The 17,439-nt window shown below is 44.1% G+C and carries 18 protein-coding genes and 1 tRNA gene; 3 read left to right on the top strand and 16 right to left on the bottom strand.

What is annotated here, in order from left to right:
• Nucleotide 1: 1 nt before the first annotated feature.
• The 12 genes from LIX84_RS00095 to LIX84_RS00040 all read right to left on the bottom strand — a co-directional run bounded on the left by LIX84_RS00095 (nt 2) and on the right by LIX84_RS00040 (nt 11,726).
• On the bottom strand, nt 2–541 hold the full coding sequence (locus LIX84_RS00095; protein ID WP_226420296.1) for a DUF2271 domain-containing protein: 540 nt from the start codon (nt 539–541) through the stop codon (nt 2–4).
• Between the two features lie 21 nt (nt 542–562).
• Nucleotides 563–1,192: a PepSY-associated TM helix domain-containing protein gene (locus LIX84_RS00090; protein ID WP_085344263.1), complete on the bottom strand. Its 630-nt coding sequence runs from the start codon at nt 1,190–1,192 to the stop codon at nt 563–565.
• 133 nt (nt 1,193–1,325) lie between these two features.
• Nucleotides 1,326–2,498: a tetratricopeptide repeat protein gene (locus LIX84_RS00085; RefSeq protein WP_226420295.1), complete on the bottom strand. Its 1,173-nt coding sequence runs from the start codon at nt 2,496–2,498 to the stop codon at nt 1,326–1,328.
• Complete coding sequence (locus LIX84_RS00080) at nt 2,495–3,115, bottom strand: energy transducer TonB (protein ID WP_006741220.1); 621 nt, start codon at nt 3,113–3,115, stop codon at nt 2,495–2,497. The genes LIX84_RS00085 and LIX84_RS00080 overlap by 4 nt, the downstream gene beginning before the upstream one ends.
• Nucleotides 3,115–3,519, bottom strand: coding sequence for an ExbD/TolR family protein (locus LIX84_RS00075; RefSeq protein ID WP_005374257.1), 405 nt, complete (start codon nt 3,517–3,519; stop codon nt 3,115–3,117). Before LIX84_RS00075 ends, LIX84_RS00080 begins: the two co-directional genes overlap by 1 nt.
• Nucleotides 3,516–4,070: a MotA/TolQ/ExbB proton channel family protein gene (locus tag LIX84_RS00070; protein WP_006741219.1), complete on the bottom strand. Its 555-nt coding sequence runs from the start codon at nt 4,068–4,070 to the stop codon at nt 3,516–3,518. Before LIX84_RS00070 ends, LIX84_RS00075 begins: the two co-directional genes overlap by 4 nt.
• Nucleotides 4,070–5,437 carry a MotA/TolQ/ExbB proton channel family protein gene (locus LIX84_RS00065; RefSeq protein ID WP_226420294.1) on the bottom strand — a complete coding sequence of 456 codons (1,368 nt, stop codon included), beginning with the start codon at nt 5,435–5,437 and terminating at the stop codon, nt 4,070–4,072. The genes LIX84_RS00070 and LIX84_RS00065 overlap by 1 nt, the downstream gene beginning before the upstream one ends.
• On the bottom strand, nt 5,438–6,205 hold the full coding sequence (locus LIX84_RS00060; RefSeq protein ID WP_053807981.1) for a DUF3450 domain-containing protein: 768 nt from the start codon (nt 6,203–6,205) through the stop codon (nt 5,438–5,440).
• A 74-nt stretch (nt 6,206–6,279) separates the two neighbouring features.
• Nucleotides 6,280–8,379 (bottom strand): TonB-dependent siderophore receptor, encoded by a 2,100-nt coding sequence (locus LIX84_RS00055; RefSeq protein ID WP_193448163.1) that lies wholly within the window; start codon nt 8,377–8,379, stop codon nt 6,280–6,282.
• A 207-nt stretch (nt 8,380–8,586) separates the two neighbouring features.
• Nucleotides 8,587–9,960, bottom strand: a complete 1,374-nt coding sequence (locus tag LIX84_RS00050) for a sensor histidine kinase (protein WP_005393533.1) — start codon at nt 9,958–9,960, stop codon at nt 8,587–8,589.
• Entirely contained in the window at nt 9,960–10,625 is a 666-nt protein-coding gene (locus LIX84_RS00045; protein ID WP_005393531.1) for a response regulator transcription factor, read from the bottom strand. The genes LIX84_RS00050 and LIX84_RS00045 overlap by 1 nt, the downstream gene beginning before the upstream one ends.
• A 147-nt stretch (nt 10,626–10,772) precedes the next feature.
• Entirely contained in the window at nt 10,773–11,726 is a 954-nt protein-coding gene (locus tag LIX84_RS00040; protein WP_226420293.1) for a lactate/malate family dehydrogenase, read from the bottom strand.
• A gap of 239 nt (nt 11,727–11,965) precedes the next feature.
• On the opposite strand from LIX84_RS00040, the gene LIX84_RS00035 reads away from it, so the two are divergent.
• Complete coding sequence (locus tag LIX84_RS00035; RefSeq protein WP_104972991.1) at nt 11,966–12,676, top strand: glycerophosphodiester phosphodiesterase family protein; 711 nt, start codon at nt 11,966–11,968, stop codon at nt 12,674–12,676.
• A gap of 35 nt (nt 12,677–12,711) precedes the next feature.
• Here LIX84_RS00035 and LIX84_RS00030 read toward each other — a convergent pair whose 3' ends face one another.
• Complete coding sequence (locus LIX84_RS00030; protein WP_048624649.1) at nt 12,712–13,194, bottom strand: L,D-transpeptidase family protein; 483 nt, start codon at nt 13,192–13,194, stop codon at nt 12,712–12,714.
• Nucleotides 13,195–13,483: 289 nt separating this feature from the next.
• Between LIX84_RS00030 and LIX84_RS00025 the strand changes: the two genes are divergently transcribed.
• Together LIX84_RS00025 and LIX84_RS00020 are read left to right on the top strand one after the other, a co-directional pair.
• Nucleotides 13,484–14,479, top strand: coding sequence for a 2-hydroxyacid dehydrogenase (locus LIX84_RS00025; protein WP_230417831.1), 996 nt, complete (start codon nt 13,484–13,486; stop codon nt 14,477–14,479).
• A gap of 85 nt (nt 14,480–14,564) precedes the next feature.
• Nucleotides 14,565–14,921, top strand: a complete 357-nt coding sequence (locus tag LIX84_RS00020) for a YibL family ribosome-associated protein (RefSeq protein ID WP_005374274.1) — start codon at nt 14,565–14,567, stop codon at nt 14,919–14,921.
• Nucleotides 14,922–15,077: 156 nt separating this feature from the next.
• Here the strand turns inward: LIX84_RS00020 and LIX84_RS00015 are convergent, their stop codons facing one another.
• The 3 genes from LIX84_RS00015 to LIX84_RS00005 all read right to left on the bottom strand — a co-directional run bounded on the left by LIX84_RS00015 (nt 15,078) and on the right by LIX84_RS00005 (nt 17,342).
• Nucleotides 15,078–16,109: a cytosolic protein gene (locus tag LIX84_RS00015; RefSeq protein ID WP_104970313.1), complete on the bottom strand. Its 1,032-nt coding sequence runs from the start codon at nt 16,107–16,109 to the stop codon at nt 15,078–15,080.
• A 103-nt stretch (nt 16,110–16,212) separates the two neighbouring features.
• A complete protein-coding gene (locus LIX84_RS00010) occupies nt 16,213–16,974 on the bottom strand; it encodes a cytosolic protein (protein ID WP_193448158.1) in 762 nt (253 codons plus the stop codon).
• Nucleotides 16,975–17,251: 277 nt separating this feature from the next.
• Nucleotides 17,252–17,342: transfer RNA gene (locus LIX84_RS00005), tRNA-Ser, on the bottom strand.
• Between the last annotated feature and the right edge of the window lie 97 nt (nt 17,343–17,439).

The raw sequence follows: 17,439 nt of genomic DNA, 5'->3' as shown, positions 1-17,439 counted from the left end.
ATCACTTAACTTGATAATTGACGGTGATGACACCCGTCTCTTGTGTTGGTTTAAGCTCATAGCGCACGTCACTGTCCGCTAGCGTTATTTTTTGACGTAAGTAGTTTCGCCCACCATGTTCACGAACAACTTCGACGTACAACGTGTAATTTCCTTGCTCCAAACGCTTTCCTGCATCATTGGTTCCGTCCCAAACAAAACGGTACTGTCCAGCAGGGCGCGTTGCAGACGTCACCGCATCAACAAGTTCACGATCATAACGACCCGCTTTTCTCCACCAGCTGCGCAGGTCTTTTAGCCATTCGTCTTTTCCTACCCATAGCTGAATGGTTTTAACCGGTTTACGCTGGTCGTTTTCAACCCAAACCGCCACATAAGGGCGTGCGTACATTGAAGTGTCTATCTTTGGAAGTTCGAGTTCGAAATCGATCTTCGCGTTATCTGGTAGAGGAGCCGCAGAAAGAGAGAAAGGAGCAAAAGCCGCGATCAAAGCGGCTTTACAAAAGTGATTACGGCGGAAAAATCTTCCTGTGTTCAACATAAGTGTTCTCTAAAAAAGCTGTTATGGAACAGCAACAAAATAAATCACGAGCGACAGTAACGTACCAAAGCTCATCCATTGCATTGACGTTCTAAGCGTCTTCTTCTTAGGCAGTAATAAGCACACACCTGTTAGAACAAAAAACACCATCAAAAGCGCAGTGACGTCGATAAACCACTTCCAAATCCCACCACTGTTGCGTCCTTTATGTAGATCGTTCAGCAGCGCAACAATACCGTAGTGCGTCGTTTCAACCTCTGCCGCACCGGTGGTCATATCAATAAAGACCGTAGCGTTATAACCTGGGCCTTTAAAATCCATAGACAGCTCTCCGAGTAACAACTCACCTTGCTCAACTTCGGTATACACATCTAGTGCGGAGGGAGTGCCGCGAAGCTCGGTTTCTTTAGTCAAGAAAGCCACCAGCCCTTCACGATTAGGTTGAAAGGTATCTGAATGTGAGAATAGAACTGAGTGTGGAACCGTAAGAGTATGTTGTTGAATGATAGGTTCACGGCGTTCAAATAATTCGGGGCGATTGAGGGTAATACCAGTTATTGCAAAAAACAGCGTAACTAAGAGAAGAGCCATCGAAATATAGATATGTAGGCGGCGAGCCCAAGTTTGAACACCTTTGCTTTTAAGCAACATAGAAACAATCATCACCAATAAATGTGGGGCATAATTTAGGTGATAATCATTCGTATTGGCATTTAATTTACATTGTTTACTTTAGACAAAAAAATACCCGAGACTGAGCTCGGGTATTTAATAAAAATGTTCGCTATGAGTTCTGCGTCGATTCTACTTTGCGTAGCTGTGATAGATACTTAACCCAACTTTTTGCCTGATTCGACGGTTTAATCTCATTCGCTCTTTTGGCATTAGCGAGCGCATCGTCAAACCGCTTAAGTTTGTAGTAAGCGCGAGTTTTGATAAGTGCAACATCCGCTTTACGACCTCTGACCTTATCGAGCGCGGCAAGGGCATCTTTATAGTGGCCTTCTTGCACCAATAATTGAGAATAGTTCCAGTAATACTGTCGGTCTAGCTGAGCAGCAACACGCCAACTATCGATAGACTCTTCCCACTCTTTTGCCATTTGCCAATACGTCGCTTGCTGAGCTTTCAGTTTACTATTCGAGTTTACATCCTCTAGCTCGTTCATCACCAACGCAGCTCTCTCAGGAATACCTCGTTTAGCGTACAATTGTGCCAGCAGCTTTAAGTCATCTTGGCTAAGTTGTAACCCTTTCAGTTTTGCCAACGCCAAAGAGTCCAGAGCACGTTTGTTGTCATCAACACGCAGGTAAAGAGCAACAAGCTGGCGCCACCATTCAATTCGCTCAGGTTCAATCGCGATCAAGCGTTTGATGGTCGAGATTGCCGGCTTCCACTTTTTCAGTTCTAGCTCAGCAGAAAGCTTTATCGACAATGCGCCAAGCTTGTCTGGCTGACCAAACTTCTCATAACGTGCCATTGCTGAAAGCACTTTTTGCCACTGACTCAGTTGATAATGAGATTGGGAAATACGCAGCCATAGCTCATGCGCTTTTTGACCTTTAGGAATGTTTTTGCTCAAGGCATAGTAATGAGGTAACGCCTTAGAAAAGCGTTGCTCGTTCAGCAGTATATCTGCCAACATTTTTCGGGTTTGCCATGCTTGCTCATCTTGTAGCAAACCACTATTGACTGCCAACTCAAGTTGCTTAATTGCTGCTTGAGTTTGTTCATTCTGCCAGTAAAAAATACCCAACATTCGAGCGACATAAGCTTGGTCATATCCACGAGAAAGCTCCATAGCCTCAAGAGATAAAATCGCTTCTTTTAGTTTCTCCTCTTGAGCCAAGTTGTGTGCTCGTTGAACTCTCGCGGCAGTGTATTGGCTTAACTCACTGGCAATGGTTGAAAGTGCACTCAGGCTTAATACCGTACCGATTAAGAATTTTTTCATCATTTGGCTAACTTGAACTCCACTTTAGCGGTTTGTCCATACTGCTCAATTGACACACCATCCTCAACTTTTGGCTGATACTTCCATTTTTTAAGCGCACGAATCGCTTCTCTTTCGAACATACGCTGTGGCTCAGCCTCGATCACTTCAATATCTTTTGGTCGTCCAGTTGCATCGATCGTGAAACGCATAATGACATAGCCTTCAACTCTACGTTTCAGCGCCTTACTTGGATAGCGAGGATCAACACGATACAACGGCAGTGCTTGTTGGTTGCCCATTGTTCCCTTCAAGTTTGGCGCACTGATCGCGATACCTTCAAGGGCAGTGTTCAAACCTAAAGCACTGACTGGCGTCATCTGGCTCATTGGCTCCATTTGAGTGTCAGCTTGAGACAGATCCATTGGCTCCGGCGCTTGGGGTGGTTCTGGTTGCTCCGGCACTGAACGTTGACGGCGCTGCACGTCTGCTTCATTCTCTACCATCACCATATCAAAACGAACCGCTTCCGAAGCTTCTGGCGCACGCTGGTTGCCTTTATCAACCATCCACGCCATAAAGCTAAACAGGCTCACAGAAATTAACAGTGATGCTGGTAGTGCAAGTAACAGCCTGCCCATTAAGGTTTCTCCGCCGCCAATGCGATGTTTTTCACGCCCGCCGCTTTTGCAGCGTCCATCACTTTCACGACAGTGCCATTATAAGCATGCTCGTCAGCTTGGATAACTAACGAAGCATCAGGCTGATCAAGTAACAAGTGCTCAATAGAGGCCTCAACACGCTCAATATCAACCACTCGTTTGTCGATGTACACGTCATTTGCTGCCGTTACCGCGATAAAAATGCCCGCATCTTTTTGGCTTACCACATTAGAAGCCTGAGGGCGGTTCACTTCTACACCGGATTCACGTACAAACGAACTGGTCACAATGAAGAAGATCAACATGATGAAGACGATATCAAGCATCGACGTTAAATCGACTTGAGCTTCATCTTGTTGGTTAGGTCTGCGTCCGAGTCTCACTTTTGACTCCTTAAAGATTGTTCTAACTGGATAGCTTTTCGTTCACACACTTTGCTAAGGCGAGCATGAATAAACATGCCCGCCAGCGCTGCTACCATACCCGCCATGGTTGGCAGCGTAGCAAGTGAGATACCTGAAGCCATCAATTTCGGGTTGCTGCTGCCTTGCGATGCCATTACGTCAAACACCGTAATCATGCCCGTCACCGTCCCTAACAACCCTAGCATTGGGCAAACCGCCACAAGCAGCTTAATAGTCGATAGGTTTTGGCGCAGTTCGATTTGCGCTTTTGCAATCCATCCTTCACGGATTTGATGCGCGTACCAAGAGTGGTGCTCTGATCTTGCTTGCCACTGCTCACAAAGCTGTTTCTTTACCCCAGGGAAAACCGTTGTGAGATAAATAACTCGCTCCATAACCAACAGCCAGCACACCGCCACGACGGCAGCCAGCCACCATAGGATTTGACCACCTTGCTGCATAAAGCTCATCAAGGTTGTGGCCCAATCCTCACTGATCAAACCCAATGTGTTGAGTAGGATCTGCTCCATTACGCTGCGTTCTCCGCTAAGGTGTTAGAGTGATTTTTGTGACTCGGCATATCACGCTCAGCTTGTTCTGCAACTAAACCGATGCCTTGTTTTTCTAAGATACTGCGAATATTTTCCGCTTGAGAGCTCAATACGTTGTGCGCTAATAGCAAAGGCATGGCTGAGACAAGGCCAAGTACGGTAGTCACAAGTGCCATCGAAATACCACCCGCCATTACTTTCGGATCACCATTACCAAATTGAGTGATGACTTGGAAGGTTTCGATCATACCCGTTACCGTTCCAAGTAGGCCAAGCATAGGAGCTAGAGCAGCAAGAAGCTTAAGCATCGACAACCCTTTTTCTAGGTGGGTTTGCTCATCAACAACGGCTTCCAAAAGACGTAGCTCTAACGCTTCTACGCTGCGATGCTTATCTTTCTGATACACCGCAAGCACACGACCCAAAGGGTTGTCTCCTGGCTGTGCTGGAGTTTTCAGTTGCTTCATGATTTTCTGGCGCGAAATCATCAGAGATGCACCACGTACGAGAGCAATCAATAGGCCGATAGCTAATAAACCAAGGATGATTTTACCGACAACGCCGCCTGCATTTAGGCGATCAGCCAAAGTCGGTGAGTTTGCGAGCTGCTCAAGAAGAATGCCGCGTGACGGGTCAATGACAAGCGCATCAATGTCACCAGAGGAAATAGTATTCGCTGTTGGACCGCTTTCAGGCTGACGAAGATAGTTTACCGCATCTCCGCGTTGACCATTCCACTTAACGTAGCCAGTGTCATCCAGCAGCGCCATAGAACCAAGACGAACACCATTAACCGTTTGTTCACGACCTTCGCCATTTAGCAGTGTGAAAGAGACGTTTGCCATCTCACCACTTGCTTTGATTTGTTCTTCCATGCTGCGCCACATCGCCTGAAGTTGGGTCAACGTTGGCAGTGATTTAGCTGCAACAATAGCATCGATATCTTTCTGATATGAGTTTGCATCAACACCCGTTACTGAGCTCTTGAGCTCTGACTCTAGCTCTTTTGCGTTCTGGCGAACGACGCCAAATAGCTCACCTAAGCTCCCGGTTTCTAGACGTAGCTTTTCTTCTAGCTGCGCCAGTTCCGCTTCGTTTTCACCGAAAGTAACACTTAATGAATCCGCTTCTGCTTGAAGAGCAGCCCGCTCTGCAGCCAATTTATTCTTTATAGCCTGTAGCTCTTGCTCTGTTTTCTTGAAACCTGATTCACGCGCGACATTGTGCGATTGCTGTTGACGATTTTCTTGCTGCGCCTTTTGTAACAACGCATCACTAGCAAAAGTTGTATGAGGCATTAATGCGGCTGTCGAGATTAATGCAACCGATAACCATTTTTTCATCATTTATTTGCCCTCCGCAGCGGTTAACGACACTGGCAGAGTTAACATACTCGGCGCGATCTGTTTATTCGCCATAGCGAACGCTTTATCTAGCTCTGATTTTTGCTCAGAACCCACTTGTTGCCATGCTTGTTGTTGCTGTGACCAGCTCCAGAATGTCTCACCAGATAAGCTACGTGCTACCAAAGACAAACGCCCTAAATAGAGAATGTCCGCCTCCACAGCTTCATTGTCACCCAGGTTAATCTTGCCTTGGTAAACGCCAAGCTTGGTGCCGTAATCCATTTCAATTTGGTACGCTTCTAAAATACGACGAAACTTCTCTGCATCCGCAACGTCTGCACGCGTCATCATGGAATCCAGCTTTGCAATTCGCTCCTCACGTTGCGCTTTGCGTATAGGCTTGTCGTTAGCGACGAGCACTTTTAAGCCCTCAAGCATGTGATACATCAAAGGCACGACACCTTGACGAGTTTGAGCAATCTGCTCAATTTGCTCGTTCAAGCTATCAACTTCTTGATTTTGGCTCTCAACAAGGCTTGCAAGATGATCGCGATAAATCTTCAAGTTACCGACTTCCTCTTGCAGCTGCTCAATTTCAGCTTCTAGAGTAAGTGATTTTTCTGCGCTTGCATCAATACGTTTTTGGCTTACCGCCGACGACTGGTTTGTTTTACTCTGCACAGCTTGTGCATCGTTTAAGTTCGCCGCGTGAGCGGGAATCAAAACCGATGATATCAACAGAGCGATACTTGATTTCATTAGATTCATACGAGTTATATTTCTGTGTTCCAAAAACGACCAAAGGGGAAGACTACCCTTCCCCTTTAATAATCAAATTGTTATCAGTACTTGAACTGGATTGTTGCCATGTAGTTGCGGTCTTCTCCAACCACAACCCCACTCGCACCTTTTTGCTCGCTATTCGTGCTACCGCCACCTGCGAAGTAGTCGGTATCGAATAAGTTCTCGACATTGAATCGAGCAATGATATCCAAGTTTTCATCGTACTTATGTTTGTATGACACGCCCATATCAACGCGAGCGTAGCCATCTTTCTTGAAGGTGTTCTTTGCATCACCGTAGCGATCACCTTCATAAATCAAACCAAGGTTTAGGTTCGTATTGTCTTGAACCTTGTAGCTAGACCATAGACTTGCCGAGAACTCTGGCACATCTACAGGGCGGTTACCCTCGAATTTTTTATCCGCTTTCGTCAACTCTGCATCCAAATACATTGCAGAAGCGGTTAGCGACAACTCAGGGGTCACAAAACCTTGGGCCATTAGCTCAGCACCTTTGTGTACTTGCTCACCACCTTGAGTTTTCTTATGTAGAACCTTATTACTAGCATCTTTACCACTTTCAACATCTAGCGACATGTTCTCTAATGTGATATCAAACACAGCACCTGATACAAATAAGCGCTGATCAAACAGTTCCCACTTCGTACCGATTTCATAAGAAATTCCGCGCTCTGCATCTAGCTTCTCGCCATCGTTCACGTAAGTTTTGCCACGACCACTGCTGACTTCACCTTGCGGCATAAAGCTTTCAGAGTACTGAACGTAAACCGAGCCATTCGTCGCTGGGTGGAAAATTACACCAAATTTTGGAGAAACCTGGTTTTCAGTCAGGTCATCATCACGCTTTTCGTCATAACGAACACCTGCAAGCACTTGCCAGTAATCATTAATCGTCATCATGTTTTGCGCGTAGATACCCCAAGTGTCGTGCTCGCTTGTGGACTGTTTAACTTTCCCAGAGTAGCCAGGACGAGGCACTGACTGACCAGCTTCTATACTTATAGGGTTGTAATACTTTTGGAAACGGTCATAGGTATACTCTAGATAGTTCGCACCTACCAAAAACGTGTTATCTGTACCAAACAGAGAAAAGTCCGTCGTCACATCTATATATGCAGTATCAAACACCCAATTATCTTTGCGTTCGTTACCAGAATGGTCGATCTTAGTATCTTGGTCATAAGTATCGAAACCTGGGTAAGACTCTACATCAAAACGCTTAAAGTCTTGACGGTTGTAACCCGCTTTTACGTTTACATTGTCAGTCACTTGAGCATTAATATCGATACCGTAGTTTTCTACTTCGTTGTCAATCTTTGACCACTGGGCATCCCAGATGTGCTTGTCACCGCGAACCGCTTTACCATCCACAATGTAAGCACCAGAATCCACGCTACCATCGTCTTTCGTGCGATCGTAATGCGCTGACACCATAAAGTTGTCGGTGATGTCGTACTCAACCACTAGGCCCGCAACCGTACGATCCGTTTCTGGCTCGGTACCATCGCCGTAGCTGCGCCAAGAGCCGTAGCTTTCTTTGGCAAAAATTGCGCGCGCGCGCAGTGTCTCTGCATCATTTAGCGCGCCACTCACATCAAGCACCGTGCGTGAGTGATCATTCGAACCTAGATCTTGACTCAAACTAGCTTGTGTTTGAGTTGTTGGTTTTTTCGAAACCATGTTTACCAAGCCACCCGGCTCAGATTTACCGTATAGCAAGCCTGATGGACCTTTAAGCACTTCAACACGCTCTAAAAGCTCAATTGGCTGACGGTAGTGTGACCAGTGTTGACGGCCATCACGAAGAAAACCGTCTGAACTGCTAAGTTCAAAACCACGTAGAGAGAAACGTTCGCGGTTACGGCTTGTACCACCCGCGCTAACACTTGCATCGTTACGTAGCACTTCACCAAGTGTACTTGCACGCTGCTCATCAATTACCGTTTCATCGATAACCGCTACTTGTCCTGGCGTTTCCAGCTGCGTCATTTCCATGCGCATTGCTGTACTGTTTGTATCCGCCTTGTAGCCGAACTCTCGACCTTCTACAACTACATGTTCGTCTGTTTGAACGTCCGCCACTGCAGGTGTTGCTAACACCGCACCGATCACTAGCGCCAAATGGCTCTTAGTAAACATATCCTTTCACTCCGATTATTATTTTTCGGGTCACATGCTTGTTGAATGCGATTCCCTCTTAATTATTTCGCGGGTGAATATAAGTGATAAGTATTACCATTTGCATTAAATTTACATTCTTTGCATTTGCAAACTTTTGTAAAGTACTCTCTGATGATGAGCCACAATAACGTGATAAATATCACAGTTAATAAGACTTAACCATACTTACTGCTTGAACACCAAAGTAACACTCAGACCTCCTTGTTCACGATTTTTCGCCGTAACGGATCCACCCATAATGCGCATGGATTCTTTGACAATCGCGAGACCTAAACCATAGCCGCCAAGCTTCTTATCTCTTGATGCATCTAAGCGAGTAAACGGGTCAAAAATATCGACCAACTTGTTCTCTGGAATACCTGGCCCATTGTCGGATACAGACATGGAAATCAATTGCTGCCCATCTTTGACATGATTAGCCAGAGAAACTTCTATCTGAGATGCTTGCCCTGAATATTTGATGGCATTTCCAACAAGGTTATTCAAACAACGAATGATGAGCGTTTCTTCGCAAAAAGCTTTGGCGCATGTTGCTTCTGAACGGAATGACAATGTTTGTTCTGGTTTTAAATCGATTTTGCACCGCTCTACTTGCGGTGCGAGCAACACCTCTAAATCACGGCGTTTCGCACCTTTGTCGAAACGCGCATTTTCCAAGCGACTGAACTCCAAGATATCGCTTATCAAATGGTTTAGCTCTTTAGCTTCGTCTTCTAACCTGGTCACCAAGCTTTGCTCGTTCTCCCCAACTCGCTTCCGCAAAAGGTGTAGAACTAAATTCTGTCTTGCTAACGGCGTTCGGAGCTCGTGGGAGACATCTCTTATAAGCAATCGCTGCTTTTCGGCAAGAGAATGAATTTGCTGTGTCATGTGGTCGAAGTCTTGCGCCAGCTCGTTAAACTCGCGCGTATTCGATTTTAACTCTTTCACCACACTGACATTAAAGTCACCGTTAGATAGCTTTTTGCTTGCCTCTCTTAAGCGATCAAGCGGCTGTTGTAAGTTGCGTGCCATTAGCAATGAGAACAACGCCAAAATAACTACCGCAATCACCACTTTGAGAATAGAGAAATATAAAATGAAGTCATGTGCGGGATGCAGTCGATGTGGCAGTTGAATTACCAAGCTATTATCTTTTACCAAAGGGATATTGATAATCGGGCGATTTACCTTTCCCTCAAGTTGATCATCAATACTTCTTTTAAATTGAAGTTTGAACTCGAAGTGTGGATGCATTAAACGGTGAGTGACGGGTTGCTGGTGCTCATTCAACACAAACAGATAAAAGTTTTGCGCGTTCGCCCAATCCGCAAGTTCGTCCATATCTCCGTGCTCAATCAGCACATTGGCTTGATGTGCAAGATCGAGCATTTCTTCTCGCACACTGTCCGGCACTTTTAGCATGGCTTTCACGAGAGCTTGCTCAGCCATTGCTTGTACGACCAAAATACTTATCACAATTGCAGTCATATAACTAAACAACTTAAACGCTAAGCTATCTTTACGTTTCGCGATAAAAGGTGGGCACGTGAGCTTCATTAATTGTTTACAGCCTCTAGGTAGCTGTAACCTTTGCCACGGAAGGTTTTGATATGTTGCTTAGAGAGCCCTGCTTCTACTAGCTTGCGACGTATATTACTGATGTGCATATCAAGGTTGCGGTCAAAAGGGCTTAGCTCTTTCTTTAATACTTCGGTTTGGAGTTCCGCTTTTGAAATCACCACACCTTGGTTTTTGACTAAATAGCTCAGTAATTCGGCTTCCGTGCTTGTGAGTGGTAAGCTATTGAGCTGAGCACTGATCGTTTGAACGGTACTGCACATCGCCTGACGTTGGCGCTCTAAACCAACACGACGAAGAATCGCTTTGATGCGCATCAGAAGCTCAGCAACATTAAAAGGCTTTCCTATGTACTGATCGGCTCCCGCTTGGTAGCCATCAAGCATCGAGTTTTCATCATTAAGAGCAGTAAGCATTAGAATAGGTGTCGCGAAGCGTTGACAGATTCTACGGGCAACTTGCATGCCGTTAAGGTTTGGTAACATGACATCAAGCAGTACAAGATCTACCGGCGTTTTTTCCATATATTGCAAAGCACTTTCACCGCAATGTACAGAAGAGACAATATAGCCCTCCTCTTGCAAAACTGCTTCTAATAGCTCACACAAAGGAACGTCATCATCCACTATCAAAACTCGAGACATTACCACTCACCATTCAAATAAAAATGGTTCGCATTCTATTACTCATTTACAAATTAAACAACTACACATCCTAGGGCTTTAGTACAAATAGCTCTATAGCAGTAGACCGGAGTGCTAAGTTAACTAGCACCTGATAATGAGGGTAGATCAGGGCATTAGATTCGTCTGCTTAGCGACATTTTCCACGATGTGTTTTAAATGGGTGCTGATCGTTTTTAATGTGACAAGCTCCTCTTCAGTGAAGGGATGCATCAGAACTGAATTTGCTCCGCTTTTTCCAATAACCATAGGTAGGCTGAGAACAACATCATGCAAACCATATTGCCCCGACATCATCGTACCGACGGGCAACACCGATCGTTCGTTAATCGTCACAGCTTGAATGATTCGAAAGACACTGGCGGCAATGCCATGAACGGTGTTCTGCTTACGCCGAAAGATTTCGTATCCCGCCTGTTTCACCGCCTCAAGAAGTGCGTGCGGATCAATTCTCTCAATGTTATGGGTATCGCAGTAATAGTCGGCCGGTTGCCCAGCGATAGAAATTAAGCTCTTAGGAGTAAAGCAATGGCTACCATGCTCTCCTAATACATAACCAAACACGTTCTTCGGGTCTAGGTCTACACGGCCAGCAACAATACTCATTAAACGAGCGGTATCAACTACACAGCCACTGCTAATAACTTTACTAGGCTCAAAACCGGTGTTGGTGACAATAAAGTGCGCCACGATATCACATGGGTTTGACACAACAATCAACACCGCATTTGGCGCTACGCGTTCTATTTGACGCGCAATATCAACTCCAATTTGAGCATTAACCTCAGCAATATCTAAACGAGTTTGTCCTTGTTTAATCTGCGTACCAGCGGTGATAACAACAAGAGAGGCTTCGAGTAAATCTAAGTAATCATCCGACGGCATAATGCGTGTGTTTTTTGAAAAAGTCAGTGCCATCGTGTGACGAAAATCAAACACTTCACCCTCGGCACGTTCTAAATTTTTATCAAGTAGAACAAGCTCACTAATACCACCCAGAGTGAGTAAGTAATTACATACTCCCACACCAACAGCTCCTGCACCAATAACACCGATCTTCATATTTCTCTCTCCCGATAACCATGATGCACTCGCAACTACCTTGCTCTTTAAAAATGAGCGGCAGGAGAATAAAAGTCCAACTTTGGTTCATGATTCGACAGGAGTGCTTCCAACGACCTACCTTGACGAATGGGCGATGTAGCTTTTATTAAGACGATCTTACAACATGCACCTTGAGGTATATCTTCAAAGCAAAAAACGAGTACAATCTGCTCATCACAAAGCAGAAGATGAAGAACATGGAAACATTAGTAATTGGTCATCGTGGTGTTGCTGGCTCATACCCAGAAAATACAAAAGTGAGCGTTCAGGCCGCCATTGACCTCGGATTAAATTGGGTTGAAGTTGATGTACAACCGACCAAAGATAATGTTTTAGTGGTTTGCCATGATCACACCATAAATCGATGCAGTAATGGACAAGGGCGTATAGATGAACTGACTCTGGAAGAGTTAAAGGCGTTGGATTTTGGTAGCTGGTTCAGCGCAGATTTTTCAGGTGAGAAAATCATGACATTAGATGAGCTGCTCACTTTAGCTACTGAGCATAAGCTTAACTTGAATATTGAAGTTAAGGTAGATCGCCACCCAGCAGAAGAAGTGGCACAAATTCTCGCAAACGTACTAGCAAAAAGTCCCATGCCGCAAGAGAAGGTACTACTCTCCAGTTTTAGTCATGATGTCATTAGAGCGCTGCATAAATACTGCAATGAGTATCGATTAGGTGTATTGAGTGAATTCTTAACGAGAAAAGATAAACGCCTTTTGGAAGAAGTTAACGCCTATAGCTGCAACCTAAACATTAACTGGGTTCGCTCGCGCCAAATAAACAAACTCCAGCAGGCGGGTTACAAAGTGATGTGTTATACAGTGAACAATCCAAACAAACTGAAGTACCTACCTCAGTTAGACGGTATATTCAGTGATCATCCACAACGCTTTATGCCATAGCACATACCACCTTGAGCTTTAGAGGCACCATTTCGTTACCACTCAATCTGAATTGGTGTCCCCATCTCTACAAGCTGGATAAATTCATCCATCTCTTCATTGGTAATCGCAATACATCCATTGGTCCAATCAAAGCTTTGGATATAAATCGGCAACTGGCTCTCACCGTTTTTTAAACCATGAATTTTGATGTTCCCTCCTGGGGACACACCTCGGCGCTTCGCTTCCAACGTATCAATCGCATCAGGGTAGCTAATATGCACAGAACGATAAAAAGCAGAGTCTTCTATAACGTAATCTAAGGTGTATTCGCCCTCAGGTGTACGATTGTCTCCCTCTTCTTGTTTATGCCCTTTAGGGTTCGCTCCTAAAGCAATGCGGTATTCTTTTAGTATTGTGCCTTGTTCCATTAAATACATTCGACGCTTTGACTTGTCGACTTTAACAAAATCTACAGCTGCATGGACGCCAGAAGCCAATACGCAACACAAGAACATAGAGCACCATTTTACTGACATTGCCGGAACGCCTAACCTAACTAAAGTGAACAAGAAAAGAGCGATTATGCTAGTCAGTTAGCGCCCGTAAAGCAAACAGTATCTAGAGTAAAACCTGTATTACCCCAGGAGCTAATGTGATGAACGCACAAGTGCAGAATCGTAAGATAATACTCATTGAAAGGCGTGATCGTTATCGTTGTTTGATATGGCAAAAGTTAAAGAGAAGATTTCTCTATTCATTCCGGCGAAGTTGCATTACTTTATAAGTATATTTATTTATAAAGTCCGCACTTTTTGAGAGGGAACCATGATTAATATTGCTTTTTTTAGTGCAAAATCCTACGACGAGGCCTCTTTTAATAAAATTAAAAATAACCGAGATTTTGAATTCCACTATCACGACTTCCGGCTAACCGAAAAAACCGCCAAAATGGCACATGGTTGCGATGTCGTGTGTGCTTTCGTCAATGATGACCTTTCAGCTCCCGTTCTTAAACAGCTTTCTCTAGGCGGAACTAAGCTTATTGCCATGCGCTGCGCGGGTTTTGATAAAGTGGATCAACAAGCTGCTAAAGAACTTGGCTTACAAGTAGTTCGAGTTCCAGCTTACTCACCAGAGGCGGTGGCAGAGCACACAGTCGGTTTGATGATGTGCCTAAATCGTCGCCTCCACAAAGCCTACCAACGTACACGTGACGCCAACTTCTCGCTAGAGGGCCTAGTTGGCTTTAACTTTTACGGAAAAACCGTTGGTGTCATTGGTACAGGTAAGATTGGTATCGCGACGATGCGTATCTTCAAAGGGCTTGGCATGGAGCTGCTTTGCTATGATCCTTACGAAAATCCATTAGCACTAGAAATGGGAGCGCGTTACTGTTCGCTTGAAGAAATCTACGCTAGTGCGGATATTATCTCTCTCCATTGTCCAATGAGTGAAGAAAACTATCACCTATTGAACGAAAAAGCCTTCGCACAAATGAAAGATGGTGTGATGATCATTAACACTAGTCGAGGCGAGTTGCTGGATTCACTAGCAGCGATAGAAGCATTGAAACAAGGTAAGATTGGCGCGCTTGGTCTAGACGTGTATGACAATGAAAAAGACTTGTTCTTCCAAGATAAATCTAACGATGTCATCGTAGACGATGTTTTCCGTCGCTTATCGGCTTGTCATAACGTGCTGTTTACTGGCCACCAAGCATTCTTGACTCACGAAGCACTTAATAATATTGCCTCTGTGACCCTTGATAACGTCGAAACCTTCTTCTCTGGTAACGTATCGGGCAATGAACTGATTAACTAAAGCCAGACAATCGAGAAGTATAGTAGAGCGTGTGATCTCAGCTATGCTATACTTCTCGACTATTTAAAATTTGAGCCAAATTACCATGAGCATAAAAACTGATATTCAAAAGCTGCACAACCGTTTAGATACATGCCAACGTAAACTTGATGCGGCACGTTCTCGTGGTGATCACGAAATGATTACAAAGTTCACGGATGAAGTAGAACAGCTAACCAAAAAGCTTAATCAGTTAAAGCATAAGCAAAACTATGAGCTGAACAAAGAACGTAAAAGCTTACTTGATATGCCATTCTCTCGTGAAATCACCAAAGCAGAACAAGCGGACATCGGCAAACTGAAAAAACGCGTACGCGGCTTAGTAATCGTTCACCCACTAACAAAAGTTGGTAAAGAGCTTCGCCTCGATGTCATGACAGGCTTTGCGCCAAAAGAGTTTTAAACTCATATTAATACTCGTTGAGCCTAAGCATTTGCTTGGGCTTTTTATTTTGTACTGCTTCATTAAATTTCATCGAAATATCAACCCATAAGCTCTTAAAAAGGCCAGCGACAAAAGCCACTGACCAAATTCAAAATGCCAGTCTGCATTACTCGCCTACGACAGTTGCTGCAACTTGTGCTCCACAACGGGGTCATTCGGAACTAACTGCTGAGCCACTTCCAAAAGTTGTAATGCATCTTGCGGATTATCATGCTCATGCTTCATCGCAATATCAACAAGTGGCTGAATATCGATTTGCGCTTGATGCTCCTTCACATGTTCTTTCTTTTCTTCAATTAACACATTATGAGCGGTACTCAGTAAGTTCAAACGATGCTGTGAACTCGCATTCGCCTTGTTAAGGCACTGATAGTAATCTTCTTTTAATCGCAGCGTTTTGGTCTGATGACGAAACTGCGCTATATCTATCTTCTGATAACGTATAAAGTCTACAGCCACTTGCTTATAAAAACCGAATTTATTCAAATACGTCGCGTGGGTACCATGTCCCATACCGAAGACTCTCAAGTGAGTGAGCTCTGGGTAGCGTTTGGCGTGAAGGCGGTCGATTTCATTGGTTGGATCATAAATGATGTAACCTTTTGCATCTCCAAGGTCGAGGTCGTGGTACTTTCCTTCCCAATCAAATTGTTGGGCAAGTTCAGTACTTGGCCTGTCATCCCATGGCACTAGCACTTTGTTTTTTGTACTGACCGGGTGAAACATCAATACTTGATCCAACTTTAATAGATTGGAAAAAGCGCCAATAGCAAAACCACCGCGGCTAAGGCCATAACCTAAACGGCATTCAAAAGGCTCAAGTAATGTCGATAACTGCTCTAGAAAGAAAATCAAATTACGGCTGCGAAACCAGTTACTTTTCCCAAGGTGCTGAAAAGAAATAATATTTACTTTTTGTTTCTGGGCTAAGCGATAGCCCCAAGGCGCAAAGTCTGAGTGTAAGTCCTGTACTTGTAGATTCGTACCAGCAGGGGAAAAGGTGAACAACAGCGGTTTATTGCGGTCGACAAACTCATACTTAACAAACACATCATCAAGTAAGTCCTCCCCGGACATCGGTAGCCTGGTTTGCTGTTCTTCACGAGAAAGAGCCAGCCATTCATCCAACCAGTACAGTAACTTCATTAATCCTCCATCTAAATTGCGCCTAGCAATTGTGTTAAAAATCTAGTTTTTAGTGTGTGATCATCTCCCCCTAATTACAGGGGACTCTGATATCAGTCCTCTTTTAAAACAAAGCGTGAATTTGCTTATTAAATTGGTCAATATCTATGGTTTGATGACGAACAAACTCCTTCGCCACCAGATTAAAAAATTCTAATTTATCTAATTGTGTGGATTGAGTGCCGTGCCCCATACCGACGACTTTTAAATGAGTAAGCTCTGGATAACGTTCAGCATGAAGACGATCAATACGATTGGTGGGGTCATAAATAATGTAACCTTTGGCATTGCCCAAATTTCGATCATGGTAGCCGCTTTCCCAATCGAACTGTTGAGCAAGCTCAGTGCTCGACCGATCATCCCATGGCACTAACGCTTTATTTTTTGTGCTAACAGGATAAAACAACAAAAGACGCTCCAACTTCAGTAAGTCAGCGAATGCGCCAATAGCAAAACCACCTCGGCTCTGCCCATAACCCAAACGACATTTGAAGGGCTTAAGCAACTCAGACAACTGCTCCAGAAAGAAAATCAAATTCCGGCTACGGAACCAATTGCTTTTACCTAAATGTTGAAAGGCAATAATATTTACTTGTTGTTGTATTCCGAGGTCGTAGCCCCAAGGAGAAAAATCCGGAGTTAAGTCTTGTACCTGAGCATCAGTACCGGAAGGAGAAAATGTGAACAACAATGGCTTGTTAAGATCGACGAATTCATACTTCACAAAAACATCATCAAGTAAATCGTAGCCAGAAATTGGTAAAGCAGCATTTTGCTCTTTTTGAGTAAGCGCTTGCCATTCATCTAACCAGTAAAGTAGCTTCATTTTTTCTCCAAGTACGTCAGCAGTATTTAGACTGAAACTCTATCAAAATGCTTTTAAGCATCCCACGTTGAGACTTAACAAAGCTCTACTTAAAGCCCAAATGACCTATGGAAATGTCTTCGATTGAAGATATTACTGCGTAAACTACACCCAAAGTGAGTACGCTAAAGAACTTAGAGAAAGGGCCGGAGAAAAGCCAATTAGAAGTTTTCGATAACAGCTGTTAAAAAACAGCAGATACAAAAAAACCGCTGTAAGAACAGCGGTTTTTTAAAGGTGGCGGAGAGATAGGGATTTGAACCCTAGATACGCTATTAACGTATGCCGGTTTTCAAGACCGGTGCTTTCAACCACTCAGCCATCTCTCCATAAATTGTCACTAAAACTTAGTCTTATACTATCGATGCTAATTTTTAGTTTTGCCTTCAGTTATCTTAATTAAAAAGAAAACTTGAAAGCGATATT

Source organism: Vibrio sp. E14 (assembly GCF_020515785.1).
Taxonomy (GTDB): Bacteria; Pseudomonadota; Gammaproteobacteria; order Enterobacterales; family Vibrionaceae; genus Vibrio; species Vibrio diabolicus.
Note: the sequence above shows the minus strand (reverse complement) of the source record. Positions and strands in the feature narration are given on the sequence as shown.